10 protein-coding genes are annotated in these 15,139 nt (G+C 64.6%); 3 read left to right on the top strand and 7 right to left on the bottom strand.

The window, feature by feature from the left end; translation table 11 throughout:
* Positions 1–193 precede the first annotated feature (193 nt).
* Positions 194–703, top strand: a complete 510-nt coding sequence (locus DR039_RS10755) for a transcription repressor NadR (protein WP_111837372.1) — start codon at positions 194–196, stop codon at positions 701–703.
* A 171-nt stretch (positions 704–874) separates the two neighbouring features.
* Here the strand turns inward: DR039_RS10755 and DR039_RS10750 are convergent, their stop codons facing one another.
* From DR039_RS10750 to DR039_RS10740, 3 genes are all read right to left on the bottom strand, one after another.
* Positions 875–2,593 carry an L-serine ammonia-lyase gene (locus tag DR039_RS10750; protein WP_111837412.1) on the bottom strand — a complete coding sequence of 573 codons (1,719 nt, stop codon included), beginning with the start codon at positions 2,591–2,593 and terminating at the stop codon, positions 875–877.
* 253 nt (positions 2,594–2,846) lie between these two features.
* The gene (locus tag DR039_RS10745; protein ID WP_111837371.1) at positions 2,847–4,949 is read right to left on the bottom strand and encodes an alpha-amylase family glycosyl hydrolase; all 2,103 of its coding nucleotides are present in this window, start codon (positions 4,947–4,949) and stop codon (positions 2,847–2,849) included.
* Between the two features lie 197 nt (positions 4,950–5,146).
* The gene (locus DR039_RS10740) at positions 5,147–6,490 is read right to left on the bottom strand and encodes a Fic family protein (protein ID WP_111837370.1); all 1,344 of its coding nucleotides are present in this window, start codon (positions 6,488–6,490) and stop codon (positions 5,147–5,149) included.
* Positions 6,491–6,654: 164 nt separating this feature from the next.
* Here DR039_RS10740 and DR039_RS10735 point away from each other — a divergent pair, with 164 nt between their 5' ends.
* Both DR039_RS10735 and DR039_RS10730 read left to right on the top strand, forming a co-directional pair.
* Positions 6,655–7,473, top strand: coding sequence for a hydroxymethylpyrimidine/phosphomethylpyrimidine kinase (locus DR039_RS10735; protein WP_111837369.1), 819 nt, complete (start codon positions 6,655–6,657; stop codon positions 7,471–7,473).
* 119 nt (positions 7,474–7,592) lie between these two features.
* Positions 7,593–9,323, top strand: coding sequence for a DUF5635 domain-containing protein (locus tag DR039_RS10730; RefSeq protein WP_229116959.1), 1,731 nt, complete (start codon positions 7,593–7,595; stop codon positions 9,321–9,323).
* A gap of 149 nt (positions 9,324–9,472) precedes the next feature.
* Here the strand turns inward: DR039_RS10730 and DR039_RS10725 are convergent, their stop codons facing one another.
* From DR039_RS10725 to DR039_RS10710, 4 genes are read right to left on the bottom strand one after another with little or no spacing between them, the layout of a single operon-like run.
* The gene (locus DR039_RS10725) at positions 9,473–10,717 is read right to left on the bottom strand and encodes an AI-2E family transporter (RefSeq protein WP_111837367.1); all 1,245 of its coding nucleotides are present in this window, start codon (positions 10,715–10,717) and stop codon (positions 9,473–9,475) included.
* Between the two features lie 58 nt (positions 10,718–10,775).
* Positions 10,776–11,255, bottom strand: a complete 480-nt coding sequence (locus DR039_RS10720; RefSeq protein WP_111837366.1) for a response regulator — start codon at positions 11,253–11,255, stop codon at positions 10,776–10,778.
* Positions 11,252–13,300, bottom strand: coding sequence for an ATP-binding protein (locus DR039_RS10715; protein WP_170166937.1), 2,049 nt, complete (start codon positions 13,298–13,300; stop codon positions 11,252–11,254). Before DR039_RS10715 ends, DR039_RS10720 begins: the two co-directional genes overlap by 4 nt.
* A complete protein-coding gene (locus tag DR039_RS10710) occupies positions 13,297–14,739 on the bottom strand; it encodes an SLC13 family permease (protein ID WP_111837364.1) in 1,443 nt (480 codons plus the stop codon). The genes DR039_RS10715 and DR039_RS10710 overlap by 4 nt, the downstream gene beginning before the upstream one ends.
* Positions 14,740–15,139: the final 400 nt, after the last annotated feature.

Raw genomic sequence — 15,139 nt, 5'->3', positions numbered from 1 at the left:
GCACACTCCCCAGGCCCCACCCCACCCAACCGCCACCCCTATCCACCACCTGGGGACAAAGTTGACCAAATTGCCACCCGCATCTGTGCACCCTCGGCGTGTCGCACCCCGCCCCACCTTCTCCCCCACCAACCCACCCGTAAGAGACAATCACTCCAAAACCACCGCCTGTCTTCCAGAAAGGGCCGCCGCCGTGGACGCTGACAGCCGCCGCAACTGCATCCGTCGTCGTCTGGAATCCGCCACCAAACCGCTGTCCGCCGGGCGTCTGGGCCAAGACCTAGGCGTCTCCCGCCAGGTAATCGTGGGCGACATCGCCCTCCTGCGCGCCTCCGGCACCCCAGTGCTCGCCACCAACCGCGGCTACCTGCTAGCCCGCCCCACCGAACGCCCACGCCGCTCCATCCACGTGCGCCACAGCCGCGAGCAAGTAGCCACCGAACTAGAAGCCATAATCGACGCGGGGGCCGCCGTCTTAGACGCCTCCGTGGAGCACCGCCTCTACGGGCAAATCACCGTGGACCTCCAAATCCGCTCGCACACAGATATCGCCGCCTTCTGCAAGCGCATGCCGGTGTCCACCACCCTGGCTGAACTCACCAACGGCTGGCACACGCACACCATTGAGGCCGCAGATGAGGCCACGCTTGACGCGGTGGAAGCCCACCTGGGCGAACTCGGTTTTCTCTGGCGGGACCAGTAAACGCCCGGCACTCTCCGGGCCAACGTGGCACAGATTGCAGTACTTTGAAGCTGCGAGCCTAGAACCCGAGCTGGCAGCTCGTTGGAATCACGCCAAATCTGCGCGCAGCTGAGCAGCCGCGCAAATCAAAGTGCTGCATTTCGGGACACTTACCAACCTGAACAGCTGCATTCAGCACTCCACCACGTTCACGGCCAGCCCACCCGTAGCGGTCTCCTTGTACTTGGAGAGCATGTCTTGCCCGGTCTGCCGCATGGTTTCAATGACCGCGTCCAGGCTGACGGCGTGGCGCCCCTCCCCCCACAGCGCCATACGCGCCGCGTTGATCGCCTTCACCGCAGCCACCGCATTGCGCTCAATACAGGGGATCTGCACTAGCCCGCCCACCGGATCGCAAGTGAGCCCCAAATTGTGCTCCATGGCGATCTCGGCGGCATTCTCCACCTGCGCAGGCGTCCCACCCAGGGCCTCGGCCAAGCCAGCAGCTGCCATAGACGAAGCCGACCCCACCTCACCCTGGCAGCCAACCTCCGCCCCGGCAATTGAGGCATTGGTCTTGATGAGGCCGCCCACGGCTGTTGCCGCCAGCAGGAAGCGATGCACACCGGCGCGGTCAGCTCCGGGGATAAAGCGCTCGTAGTAGGCGAGCACGGCAGGCAACACCCCGGCTGCCCCGTTAGTGGGGGCAGTGACCACCCGACGCCCGGCAGCGTTTTCCTCGTTGACCGCCAACGCAAACAGGTCTACCCAGTCCATGCCGCGCAGCGGGTCGGCTTGGGCGAAAGCCGCGTCGGGCCCGGTGGCGCGGGATAAGAGGCGCTCGTGCAGGGCCTTGGCGCGGCGGCGTACGCCTAGCCCGCCAGGCAGGACGCCGTCGGTGGCTAGACCCGCGTCGATGCACTCGCGCATGGTGCGGTGCAGCAGGTCCAGGTAGGCGTCCACCTCAGTCTCAGGGCGGGCCGAGCATTCATTAGCGCGCACCAGGTCGGAAACGCGCATGCCAGTGCGGGCGCAGAGGTCCAGGAGGGTGGCGCCGCTGGTGAAGGGGTAGGGGGCAGCTTGGGCGTGGGCACGAGTGGCTGCGGCGGTTGCTAGGGCGTGGACGGCAGGCTGGCTGGGGCTGCCTGTGTCTTCCATGACGAAGCCGCCTCCCACCGAGTAGTAGGTGCGGCGGGCCAGTTGGGTGCCGTCGCCACGGTAGGCGGTAAGGGTGAGGGCGTTGACGTGGTAGGGCAGGACGCGGCCGGGTAGGAAGCGGATGTCACTGGCGGTGAAGGGCACGGGGCCGACGCCGTCGACCTGCAGTTGGCCGGTGTTGGCGGTCTGCTCCAGGAGGGTGGTGCAGACGTCGGTGGGTACGGTCTCGGGGGCGTATCCGGCCAGCCCCATGACGACGGCGCGGTCGGTGGCGTGGCCGCGACCGGTGGCCCCCAGGGAACCGAAGAGTTCAATGCTGATGCGGGCGACGGGCCCGCAGCAGGTACCGCTAAGCGTTGGGGTAGGTGGAGTTGCCGAGGCGGTGGGTGAAGCTGGTGCGGTGGGTGGAACCAGAGGTGTGGGTGAGACCTCAGCGGATGATTCCGGAACGGCGGGCGGAGCCGGGTTAGCGGGCGAAGCCGCGCTATCAGGCGACGCTGGTCCACCAGCAAGCGGTGCAGGGGCTTCGCTGTGACGCACGGCTTGGGCGAGTACGGCGGCAAAGGCTCGCCCGGCGCGCATGGGGCCAACGGTGTGGGAGGAGGAGGGCCCAATGCCCACGCGCATGAGGTCGAAGACGCTCAGCGGTCGGGCTGCTTCCTGGGCTGGCACCTCCCCGGCGACCAGGTCCGCCGGGGTGACGTCGCGGGCAGTGCTGCTCGTGGCGGCTGCTGCGGGAGCCAAGTCGTCCATGACTTGACCATCTAGGCCCAGCTTGTCTGCAGCGAGGCGCGCCGGGGCTAGACCTTCGGCCGCCGCGACGTCGGCAGCCTGACCGGTGGGAGCCAGTCCAGGGCCAGTCTGGCCGGTCGTACTGCCGACAGCTGGGTTCTGGGCGCTAGCAGCCTCGTCGGTGCTGTCGAAGGCAGGCACAAAAGGCGCGGCGGGCACGGTGGTCATCCCTCTATGATGCCGCCCCGCAGCCCAGCACCTGCAGCCGGCCCACTCAGTCTGTGGGCCGCACCAGCCACCAGGCGGCGAAGGGCGGCACGGGCACCAGCCCATCACCAGCCCCCTCCAAGGTGGTGGAGCCGGAGGGCACGGTGTCGGTAAGCACGTCCACAGCCCCCAACACCCCGTACTCGGCGAGGCGGGCTGCAGGCACAGAGCGCCACTGGCCGGTCACGTTGTACACGCCCACAAAGCTGCCGCGCGGGTGGTCACGGTAGGTGACCAGCACGCCTTCGTCGTCCACTGGTGCTACCTGGGTGCGCACCTCTGCGCTGAGTTGGGGCAGGCTGGCGCGCACCCGGCCCAGATGCGCGAGCTCTCCAAATACCCGCCCGGCTACGGTCCCGGCGTCGTGCCGCTCCGCCATGGCGGTCTGGTTGAGCACGGGGCGTCCAGCCCAGCGGCAGTCGGATTCGTGCCCCGGCTCAGTGTCCCAGTTGGGGTCATTGAACTGCCCCAGCTCGTCACCGCTCCACAGGACTGGGATTCCGCCCCAGCCGTAGACGATGGCGTAGGCCAGGCGCAGGGCGTTGAGCCGCTGCTCGTACCAGTTGCACAGTTCTTCTTCCCGCCAGGCGGGGGTCTCGTCGCCCAGGCCCGCGAGCGCCTCGGCGGCCGCCTCGATGCCGATCAGGCTGGCGGCGGTGCCGGCAATGCGGCTGTCACTGTTGTGGGGGTTGCGCTGGAAGACTAGGCCGCGGGCGTCGCTCATGGGGTAGACGCCGCGGTACCAGTCGGCTAGGAAGACGCGGTGCCAGTAGCCATTTAGGCCTGCGGCCTCGGCGTCGGCGTCTCGGATGGCCCAGCGGATTTCGTCGTGACAGCGCAGGCGGGTGATCCAGGTGGCGGTGGGTGGCGCCTCCGGGAGCGCACGCAGGGCCTGGGCACCCAAGACCACGCTGCGGCTGGCGAGCATGGACCAGATTTGCACCATGAGTGGGTTGTGCTGGGCGAGGTCGGCGGTTTTCCCGGTGTAGCGGCCTTGGCCGAGGTACTGGAGTAGTTCGGCGGGCACGGCGTCGGCGTCGGTTTCTAGGGCGACGGCGGGGCAGGCTATGCGGGTGAGGGCTTTGAGCACCTGGGTGATGGCGTGGACTTCGGGTTCACCTTGGCAGTCGGTGCCTTTGCGTTTGATGGTGAAGGGCAGGCCGTCTAGGCGCAGCACCTCCACGCCGCGGTTGGCCAGGTCTAGGACGATGCGCACGAACTCGTCCATGACGTCGGGGTTGCGCCAGTTCAGGTCCCACTGGAAGGAGTTGAAGGTGGTCCACACCCAGCCGTGGGCTTCAGCGTCCCAGGTGAAGTTGCCGGGGGCGGAGTCTGGTAAGACCTCGGGCAGGGTGGCCTCGTACTCGTCCGGTTCGGTGCGGTCGGGGAAGATGTGGAAGTAGCGGCGGTAGCGTTCCTCGCCGGTGCGGGCGCGGTGGGCCCACTCGTGCTCGCGGGCGACGTGGTTGAGGACTAGGTCCAGGCTCAGGCTGATGCCGTTGTGGCGCAGGGCGGTGGTGAGGTGGGTCAGGTCTGCCAGGCTGCCTAGGTCGGGGCGGATGGTGGTGTAGTCGGCTATGGCGTAGCCGCCGTCGGAGTCTCCGGGGCGGGGGGTGAATAGGGGCATGAGGTGCAGGTAGCTGATGCCGAGTTCACGCAGGTAGGGGATGCGTTCCGCAACCCCGCGCAGGTTGGTGGCGAAGCGTTCGGTGTAGGCGGCATAGCCGATGCGGCTGGGGTTCTGCGCCCAGTTGGGGTCCAGGCTGCGGGTCAGGTCTAGGCGTCGCAGCTCGGGGTCGCGGCTGGCGTAAGCGTGGGTGGCGGCCGCGAGGATGGTTTTGGCGGCTTGGGTGGCGGCGGGTTCGCCGTAGAGGGTGGATAGGCCGTCGGCGAGGTCTGGGTACCAGCGTTCGATGCGGGCGTGGAGGAGTTCGCGGGCGGTGGCGTCCAGGTTGGTGGCGACCGGGTTGGTGGGCCCGCTGCTGGCATTGGTGGAAGCGGTGGGGGTGTGGGCGAGCGCGGCGTCGACGGCGTCGCGCACGGCTCCTGGTAGCCGGGTTCCCCAGGCGGGGGCAGCAGGCATGGGCTCGGTGTTGCGCATCACAGTCATGTATCCATAGTGACGGATCGGCAGGCCAGGTGGGAGAGGTTCGTGGAATCCGACGCAACTTTGGCCTGCAGCTTGGCCCGTCTAGTAGGTGGCGTCGTAGACAGCGCGGGCTCTCAGCTGGCCGCTCTGCCTACCACCTAACTGCTATTTACTGCTAATTTAGCCTAAATTAGCAGTAAATAGCAGAAGACAATCCCTCAAGCCCTCACTTTGCCGCCAAGGTCCGGCGCCGGGAACCACACCACTCGCCTGCCAAGCCGGTTACTGCGCAGCAGACCACGATCCTCCAGGTCACGCAGGTCTGTGCGGGCAGTTTGCGGTACGACGCCGAAGGCTGCCCGGTGACTCTCGACTGTGGCACTAGCGCCCGGGTCCCGCAGGAAGGACTCGACCACCACCACCTGCCGGTGATTAAGGCCCAGATCACACAGGAGCCGCGCTGCTTCACGGACTCTTCTGGACTTGTCCGCTAGATATGTATCCAGTTCGTCAATTGCTTTGGCTATCACCTGGGCCTGCGCCAGGAAAAAGTAGGTCAGGTCCCCTTCATCTTGCTCAGTGAGCAGGAAACTGCGGGCGTACTGAGCTGGGGCCTTGCGCAGCAGCCTGGAGATCGAGAGGAACTCCGTCAGGAAGAAGCCTTGGTGGAGCATGGACCAATAGAAGACGGCCCGCGAAGTCCTGCCGTTGCCATCAGCGAAGTAGTGGTCGTAACCCATCATGAAGTGGAGGGTGATGGCCCGCAGCAAAGGAGGCATATAGGTGCCTTTGCTAGAAACCTCATCTACCGCATTAGCAAAGGCACAGAGTCCTTCTAGCCGTTCAGGCAGTTCTACCGCAGCAGGTGGCACATGGAGCACTTGCTCCTCGGTGATGGTGCCATACACCCTCACCCGACTGTCGCCCGGAACCTGGAGTCTGCCAGCGTCAGCGGGATCATCCAAAGTGCCGTCAGTGACGATCCGGTGAACCTCACGCACCAGGTCAGGCGTGAGCGCCTCATTCTTCAGATCGGCTATGCGCTGCATGGCCTGGTAGTTATTGGCAATCATCCTCTCGCTGCGGTCTCGTGGAGCCCGACCTTCTCGCAGCATCTCCTTGGCTCGCACTCGTGAGGTGGAGGCTCCTTCCAACTGGGAGGAGGTGATCGCTTCCTCCACTAGGGAGCGCACCAGGTAGGCGTCGCGATTAGCTGTATTTGCAACCGGTTCCGCCACTTGAACCTGCCCACGAGCCCGGGCGGAGACGTCATCAATGAGACGCAACAGTGGGTCTGGAAGGTTGTAGGTCAGGGGCGTTCCGTCCTTCATCGTGAAGGGGGTCGACCTGGCGTTTTGCGCTCTGGCGATCCGTACTGCCGCCCACCAATCTTCACGGGTAAAGCCTTTGGGGGACTCGTGCCGGAAGAACCACTCCCAGGGGTGGTAACCCTGGTCAACAGACAGTCCTGGCTCAGCCAGGACCCGCGCCAGCATCCCTCGGTCTGCCAGATTTCTGAGCAGCTCAGCCCGGGGAGCGGGCGGCGGAACTGGGGTCTTCATGCTGCTCTCCTAAAGGACAGAGTAACTGCTATTTACTGCTAATTTAGCCCAAATTAGCAGTAAATAGCAGTTACTGTGGTTTGAGCCGGGCTGCGAACTCACTCCGCCCACACCGCGCAAGGAAACGCTTGGCGGCACTGCCACCAGCGGGGCAGAGTTGGCGTATGGCCACACAGCACACCCCCATCACCCTCGCCATCGCCGGCTCAGAAGCCTCCGGCGGAGCGGGCGCCCAGACGGACCTCAAAACCTTCACACAGCTCGGCGTCTTCGGCTGCGTCTCTCTTACCTGCATCGTCTCTTTTGACCCCAAGCAGGGCTTCGACCACCGCTTTGTGCCTATCGAGCCACAGATCATTGCCGACCAAATCGAGGCCGCCGTCGGCGTGCATGGGCAGATCGACGCCGTGAAGATCGGCATGCTCGGCACCATCCCCACCATTGAGACCGTGGCGCAGGCTTTGCGGAAGCACCAACTGAGCCAGGTCGTGGTGGATCCGGTGCTGATCTGCAAGGGCCAGGAGCCAGGGGCCGCCCTGGACATCGACAATGCCTTGCGCGAGCAGGTGCTGCCCTTGGCCACCATTGCCACCCCAAACCTCTTCGAGACGCAGATTCTCGCTGGCGTCCAGGAGATCAACACGCTGGCCCAACTCAAGGACGCCGCCAAGCGCATCCACAACCAGGGCGTCCCCAACGTGCTGGCAAAGGCCGGCACGCTGCTGGGCACCGGCACCGCTCTGGATGTCTTCTACGACGGCACCAACCTGGAGGTCCTGGAGGTCCCGGCCATTGGTGAGGAGCGCGTCTCCGGGGCGGGCTGCACTCTGGCTGCGGCGATCACTGCGGAGCTGGCCAAGGGGGCGACGCCTTTGGAGGCTGCACGCACCGCTAAGGAAGTGGTGGTCTCCGCGATCGAAAACCGCATGCACGGCCAGGCCCCCTTCGATTGCGTCTACCAGGGCCGCTACGGGCGCGCCTGAGGCCCGGCCCGCGAGCTAAATCATCACGTTTCCCCCAAAAACGCCAAACCGTGTTGATTTAGGGGTATGCTAAATCAACATTCGTTGCGATCGCGGGGGATAACGTGGCTCTTACTGGCTTGGACCGCAGAGACCAGCTGCGCCAGGAAGTCTCAAGGATTCTGGCTTCAGAGGTTGCCGGAGTCCTAACCTCACACTCGGAGTCAGCCAGCATTGACTTCAAGGAGGAAGCTGGCAGACGCAACGGCACCAGCTTGGAGCCAGGAAGCACCGAGAATCCAGCAGCAGCTACCAAACTGGCCGATGAAGTCGCGTGCATGGCCAACTCTCCCGGTGGGGGCGCACTGATACTGGGGGTGGAGGATGGCTCCGGCGTCATTCTTGGTACAGAACTGAACCTGGACTGGCTTCGCCAACGCATCCACCAAGCCATCGACGTCGCCCCTGCAATCGAAGAACACCACGTAGGAGGCCAACGGCTGCTGGTCCTCTATGTAGCGGAGTCACGCGAGCCGGTCCCCGACACCCACGACCGCTTGCGCTGGAGGGTCGGGGATTCTTGCCGCCCAGTGGATCGAACAGAGTGGTGGCTGCACCGCGAGCAGGCGCAGAACCATGACTCCATGGCCGACACCTCGTCGCTCACTATCAAGGATGTCACCCCTGCGGCAATGACCCTGGTCCGCGCCAGCCTGAACGCGGAAACCACACAAACTAACCGGGACCTACTGCGCCAAATCGCAGCCCTCAGGTCTGACGATCATCTATCCCAAGCCGCCCGACTCACACTCACTCCAGCCCATGCCACCTTGCTGGAACTAACCGTGCTTGACGTCTTCGGCGGTTCGGTAACCAACCGCATCACCCCAGCACCAGAGCTGTCTTTGCTGGAGCAGGTAAATGTCATAGAACAGGCACTGGCTAGCCTCAACGAGTACTCAGCCCAACCCTCAGAACGCTTTTCCCTGACGCCACAACGCAAAGTCCCTCCAAGCGCCATTCGCGAAGCGATCCTCAATGGCGTGATCCACCGCGACTGGAACTCCCCGGAACCCACCGAGGTCAGGTGGATCACCTTGGACTCTGCACTCATTGTGCGCAGCCCAGGAGGGTTCACTGGCGGAATCGACGCCTCCAACGTCCTGAGCAACCGGCACGCCCGTTACCCCGCCCTGGCCGACTTATTCCGGGCCCTGTCACTAGTGGAGAAGCAAGGCTTAGGGGTGGATCGCATGTATGCCGCCATGATTCCCTTAGGTCACCGCCCACCCAGCATCGTGGAAGAGTCTGGACCACATGTAGTGTGCACTTTGCGTGGTGGGGATCCGATCTTGCCTGTTGCTGAACTGTTCAAAGAGATCCGCCCTCTGCCAAGACAGCGGGACACCAGGGTGGCCGTCATAATTGACCAGTTACTGCGTTCCGCCTTTGTGACCGCTACCTCTGTTGCCCAGGCCCTGCAAACAGACCAAGAGGGCGCGGAAGCGGCTTTACGAGCCACCGGGCAGTGCACAGTTGGCAGCACCCCATTGATTGAGAAGCACAACAATGCCTGGCTACTAGGACCGATCGCGCGCGAGACGGTGCGACCTGCCAGACAGTCCCCTTGGTTCGCCGAAGTGCTGCCTTACGCCTCCACCACACTGGAGGACTGCATCAGCACAGCACTGGCTTGGTGTCATGCCTTCGAGACAATCAGCACTGGAGATCTGATGCGCTTGGCTGGAATCTCTCGAGGCACCGCCCAAAAGGCCTTAGTCGCTATGACGGAACGCCGTCAGTTACGCCGTGTGGGCTCTGGCCGTTCAACCGCCTACCGCTTGGCGCCTGAGGCCCGGCCCGCGAGCTAAATCATCACGTTTCCCCCAAAAACGCCAAACCATGTTGATTTAGGGGATGCCTAAATCAACATTTGTTGGAGTTGCAGGGAAAACAGGCAGCCTCTCAGAGGGTTTGCCGCCACTGACACCCTAGTTCTGGCGCCCACTCCAGCACTGGGCTACCGCGGTGGCAGCGCCTTTCCGGTGGCCGCTGCCGCAGCAGTGCGGGCAGCCTCACGAGCCACACCCTCCACCTGCTTGCGCTCAGCCGGATCCAAGCCCTCGACGTCGTCGCCATCCAGGTCGCGTGACGCCAACTCTGCGGGCTCAGAATCTGGCTCCAAGTCCAGGGAATCCCCCGCGGAGAGGAACAACCTCACCCAGGCTGCCCGCGGGTCGGAGTCAATAAGCACAGCCTTGGCGAACAGGGTGAGCGGCACCGCGAGGATCGTGCCCAGGGCGCCAATCACCGTGGACCACAGCACCAGGGACAAGAAGGTGGTGGTCATATTCAGGCCGACGGCGTCGCCCGTGAACTTCGGCTGAATAATCGACTGGATCACGAAGTTCGCCACCGCATAGGTCACCACCACCCACAGTGCTGTCCACGGCCCGGAGTCAACCAGCGCCAAGATGGTCGGCGGGATCACGCCAATCACAAAGCCGATATTGGGGATGTAGTTGGTGATAAAGGCAACCAGCGCCCAGGTCATCGCCATCGGCACGTCAAGCCACCACAAGGACACCCAGTTGATGGCCGCAACGATCAAACCGAAAACCGTGGACACCATCCAGTAGGAGCGGACGGACACAGCAAAGTCCGCCAGCGCTGTAGCCAGCCCCGGCTTAAGCTCCACCAAGGCGGCAGTGCGCCCCTCAATGCGCGAGGTGTCAAAGATGATGAAGGCAATGGTCAAGGCCAGCAGTGTCAGCATGGAGCCCGCAGAGGAGATCTGCCCGAGCAATTCCTGGGCCACAGAAACCACTTTTTGGGTGTCGATCATGGAGCTGAACTGCTTCATCAGCGTGTTCTGGTCCACGCCCATCTTGGCCAGCAACCCCAGGGCCTGCTTCCAAAGCCCTTCAAATTTGTTCGAATAGTCCGGCAGCGTGTCTACCAGCTGCGCAATCGCCACACCCATAGCCACGAACATCGCCACCACAAAGGCGTAGATGGCGGTAAGCGCCACCGTTGCCGCCAAAGCCCGGGGCACGCGGTGGCGCACCATCCAGGTGACCATTGGCCGCACCGTGATGACTAGCGTCAGCGCTAAGAACGCCGGTCCCACCAGGGTGCGCACAAAATAAAGTCCCACGGCTGCCACAGACAGCATGGCCAGCACCGTGGCAATCGACTCCCCCTGGCTGCGGGGCGAGGGGACGTCTGGAACCACGGGGCGCGAAGGCTTAGTTAGGGCGGTCATAGGCCGATCCTCCCATACCACCCGGCTGCGTGCCCTTACCGAGGGTCGGATGCCCCGCCTAGTCGGTCCCGTGGATGACCTCCAGCGCGCGTGCGCCGTCCAGGGCGCGCAGATGCGGCAGGGGGTCTAGGCCCTCCGCCAGCACATAGTCCGTCAGCTGAGTGCGCACAGTGTCTTGGAGATCAGCGGGGTCCCAGGGCTTGGCAATGTAGTGGTCCAGACCCGCCTGGTTGACGGCTCGGATTGTGTCTGCCTGGTCGGCCTGCCCGGTTACCAGCACTTTGCCTGCCGCAACAGTGCGCTCATCCCCAGTCATCTCCACCAACATGTCGACGCCGCTGCGCCCCGGCAGGCGGTGGTCAGCCAGAACCAGCGCCAACAGGTCGCCGTCGTCAATCACCTCCTCGACCACCTCCCAGGCGTCATCAACATCCTCAGCTGGCTCAATGCGCACTGTGGATGAAAAAACCTCCAGGTCCCCCACCACGGCGTCACGCACCTCCGGCTCATCTTCCACAACCAGGATGGTCAGCTTCATGGCTCCTCCTTATCTGGTGGCTGTTCAGCCCTTGGAACTGCTTTGGACCGGCCGCGGCCGGGGGCCTTAGGGGCGGTGGTCTGCAGCACTACGGTCACACAAGTGCGGCCCGGCTGCGAGACCACCTCAATGGTGCCCCCGTGAGAGTCCACCACGCTCTTGGCCAGGCCCATGCCTAAGCCCAACCCAAAACGCACCTGCCCATGCTTGGTGGTGAAGCGGGGCTCAAAGATATGTGGCAGCACAGCCGGATCGATTCCGGGCCCGTTGTCCTCCACCTCCACCCGCACCGCCTCGCCTTGCCGCAGGGCCCGCAGGTGCACGCAGGGCTGGCAGGTTCCTGTGGGCTCCTTCGCCGTGCGAGCCGCGAGCGCGTCAGCGGCGTTGGACAAAATATTGGTCCACACCTGGGCAAGCTCCCCGGAGCGCCCTGGCACGGTGGGCACTTCCTCGTATTCGCGTACCAGTTCGACGCCGTGAAGGCGGTGGGCGGTCAGGCGCAGCGAGTCTTCTAAGACCTCGCGCACATCAACGTCCTGACTCATCTCACCCTCGGGGCGGACGTAGGCAGATAGGGAGGAAACCAGCCCCCGGATGCGATCAGTGGCCAAGGTGGCGTTGCGGGCCTCACGGCCAATGGAGGCGGCCAGCAGGGCTACTGACAGGCGGTCTTCATTGGCTGCCAGGGCCCGCACTTCTGCGGGGTCGGTGTGGGCACCTATCCCTAGGGTCACCAGGCGCCGGGCCAGTTCGCGGTCACCCACCACGGCTTCCAGGGCGCGCCGGTCTGCGCGTTCCTGCCGGGTGGAGGCCGCTGGGCGGGTGCGGGCGGCAGCGGCCGTGGTGTTGATGAGTTCGCCGTCGGGGTGGCGGGCGAGCAGTGCGGAAAGGTCACGGCGCAGGTGTTTATTGGCGCCTTCTAGGGCCGCCACGGGGTTGTTGAGTTCGTGGGCAACGCCGGCGGCCAACTCACCCAAGGTTGCGAAACGCTCCTGCGCCAGCAACTCCAGGCGGGCTTGCTCTAGGGCAGCCAGCGCCATGGTGGCCTGCTTGCGTTCTTCTTCCAGGGCGGATACCAGCTCGATCTTCTCCACCTGGAGGATTTCGGAGCGGGCTAGGCGGGTGGTTAGGGATCCGATCAGCAGTGCGGCCAGGGTTTGTTCGGTTACGGGGTTTTCCCGCAGTGAGCGGTCCAGTTGCTCAATGGATAAGAGGATTAGCTCGACGTCGGTGGTGGTGGTGGAGGTGACGGAGGCGCGCCCCTGGGAGGCCAAGGCAACCAAGCCAATAATGCGGCCAGTGGTGGCATGGTGCAGGGTCACTTCACCCACACGGGTCTCGCGGGTGAGCGCCACGGCCCCGTTGATGACGATGTAAACACCGGCCACCGCCTGCCCTTGGTGGGTTAACCGCACGCCGGCGGGCAGGTGCAGGCGGGGGCGGGGCCCTAGCACCTGCTCGCAGGCGGCGATGAACTCTCTGGTGAGCGCATCGGTGCTGTGGCTGAGGGCGCTAAGCAGGGGAGACAGGTGCTCGTCGGGGTCGGCGTCCTCCGCCACTGCCTGACGGCGTAGTTCCTCCTCGGACAGGTGCTCCTGCATCCAGCGCCAGGTTTGGGCGGCGGCCCGCTCTCCGATCGCCCCGGGGGTCCAGGGCACGGCCACCACCTCGCGCACTAGTTCGTCGTCGATGGCGCGGCCTAGGTCCTGCAGGTCTGTGCGTTCGGTCAGCAGGATTAGGCGGGCGGAGGCCAGGGCGGGGCTTTGGGCCACCAGGGCGGCGACGTCGTCAAGATTGCCTACCTCATCGGTGACGATGATGAGGGCGACGGTGCCCATGGCGGGCTCATCTTGCCGGGAAGCGCGAGCTACCAGCTCAGCCAGGGAGCGCATCCGCACCACCTGCGCGATTTGTCCCACACCAGAGTCCACCTCATGGGCAGCTTGACTGCCCAGGGAGGCGGAGGAGACCACTGCGACCACCAGTCTGGCGCGCCCTTCGGCCTGCACCTCAGGGGATGGGCCTGACGACGCTGCGGTGCTCATAGCAGCCCCAAAGCGGACCATAAGGGCGGCATCACCAGCACCAGCAGGGCGGTGCCCGCCAGCCCAATAACCACCCCAACCTTGGCCATGTCGTTGGTGGCAACTTCACCGGTGGCGTAGGCGATGGCGTTGGGCGGCGTGGAAATTGGCAGGCTCATGCCCAGCGAGCAGGCCAGGGCCAGCACCACGGCGATAGTCACCGGCTCAAGCCCTTGGATTCCGGTAGCCAAGCCCATGGCTAGGGGGATGAGGAGGTTAGCGGCAGCGGAGTGGCTAATGACATTGGACATGCCCAGCCCCAAGGCCCCCATCACCAAGATCACCGCCATGGCTGGCAGCGCCTCCCAGTTGATCAGGCTGAGGATCCATGCATCCAGTTTGGAGGCGGCCACGCCTTGCCCCAGGGCAATACCCCCGGCCACAAGCCACAGCACTGGCCAGGAGAGTTTGGCAATGTCTTCCCCACCCATAACGCGAGTCACCAGGAGGGCCACCACCGCCAGGAAGCCGACCACATTGGCGCTCATCCCATGCAGGGCTTCAGTCATCCACAGCAGGATCGTCAGGGCGGCGATCACGTAGAAGGTGACTGCCTGCCGGTCGGTGTGCCAGTTAGTCGTCATCTCCAGGTCCACCCCCAGGCCCTGGGGAATGAACAACAGTGACAGCAGCAGCCAAGCCCCCAGCAACACCACCAGCATTAGTGGCACCGCCATCACCATCCAACTGGCGAAGGACACGTGGTAGCCCCGGCCAGCTAGTGCCTGCAAGGCGATGGCATTAGGGGGTGTGCCTACCGGCGTGCCGATGCCGCCCACATTGGCGGCCACCGGGATGGATAAGGCGATACCGGCGCGGGGTTTGCCTTCTGGCACAGCCGCCAGGATCGGGATAACGACGGCGAACATGGTTGCGGTGGTCGCCGTGTTGGACATGAACATGCTCAGCAGGGCGGTGATAACCATCAAGCCTAGGACGGTGCGGCGGGCGGAGCCTGTGAATGGCCGGATGAGCACGGCGGCCAGGTTTTTGTCCAGATGGTATTTGGCGGCGCCGTCGGCAATAAAGAATCCCCCTAGGAACAGGATGATCACGGGGTTTGCCAGGGCACCGAGGAACTTGCTGTAGGGCGTGGCGTCTTTAGGTACGGCCAGCAGCGCCTGGTCGGAGATCAGTAAAACCTCCAGGCCGATCACGAGCATTGCGGTGGCCACCAGGGGGATGGCCTCGGAGACCCACAGCACGATGGCCAGCAGGAAGACTGCCAGCATCCGTTCGCCTAGGTCTTCCAATCCGGGCACGTCCACCACTAGTGGCGTGACGAAGGCGATAACTGCCAGCACTAGGCCGATTTTTTGCCTGGTGTTCAGGGGCTCAGCCTTGGGGTGTGTGGACTTGGGGCGCTTTGGGCGGGCGCGGGTGACGTTTTGCGTCTGCATGTGTGTCTCCTGGGCCTCTCGGCGTCAGGAGCCGAAGGCTGGTGAGGCGCACGACCTCGTCGTCGGCGCTTGCTACCCGATGGTAGGTGCTGCGGGCGGGATTCGTCTGGCATATGTGCCGACAATCGCGGCGGATGGGTGCTTGGGTGCCGCGCCGCGAAGAGCAGCTGGGGCGCGGAGGCGAGGCCGCAGCCTCGGTCAGAGATCCCCTGCCGCAGTTGGGCGCCGCTGCCAAAGCCAGCAGCGCAGTCGCATGATTTCGTGTTTTCAGCGGCCCAGCAGGCGCGCCAGCCAGGACTCCACCGCCGCGTAGTATCCCACGGGGCGGGTGCCGCGCACCTGGTGTCCGGCACCGTCCACCAGCACGGTTTCAATGCTCGGGTTGAGCTCATGGGCGCGC

This window comes from Actinomyces bovis (genome assembly GCF_900444995.1).
In the GTDB taxonomy this organism is placed as follows: domain Bacteria; phylum Actinomycetota; class Actinomycetes; order Actinomycetales; family Actinomycetaceae; genus Actinomyces; species Actinomyces bovis.
The sequence above is the reverse complement of the archived record's forward strand: the minus strand, read 5'-3'. Positions and strand labels throughout refer to the sequence as shown.

Excerpts from the sequence above, each read along its gene's own strand:
- DR039_RS10750 (WP_111837412.1), bottom strand. The coding sequence starts at position 2,593 with ATGGACGACTTGGCTCCCGCAGCAGCCGCCACGAGCAGCACTGCCCGC.
- DR039_RS10745 (WP_111837371.1), bottom strand. The coding sequence starts at position 4,949 with ATGACTGTGATGCGCAACACCGAGCCCATGCCTGCTGCCCCCGCCTGG.
- DR039_RS10740 (WP_111837370.1), bottom strand. The coding sequence starts at position 6,490 with ATGAAGACCCCAGTTCCGCCGCCCGCTCCCCGGGCTGAGCTGCTCAGA.
- DR039_RS10735 (WP_111837369.1), top strand. The coding sequence starts at position 6,655 with ATGGCCACACAGCACACCCCCATCACCCTCGCCATCGCCGGCTCAGAA.
- DR039_RS10725 (WP_111837367.1), bottom strand. The coding sequence starts at position 10,717 with ATGACCGCCCTAACTAAGCCTTCGCGCCCCGTGGTTCCAGACGTCCCC.
- DR039_RS10720 (WP_111837366.1), bottom strand. The coding sequence starts at position 11,255 with ATGAAGCTGACCATCCTGGTTGTGGAAGATGAGCCGGAGGTGCGTGAC.
- DR039_RS10715 (WP_170166937.1), bottom strand. The coding sequence starts at position 13,300 with ATGAGCACCGCAGCGTCGTCAGGCCCATCCCCTGAGGTGCAGGCCGAA.
- DR039_RS10710 (WP_111837364.1), bottom strand. The coding sequence starts at position 14,739 with ATGCAGACGCAAAACGTCACCCGCGCCCGCCCAAAGCGCCCCAAGTCC.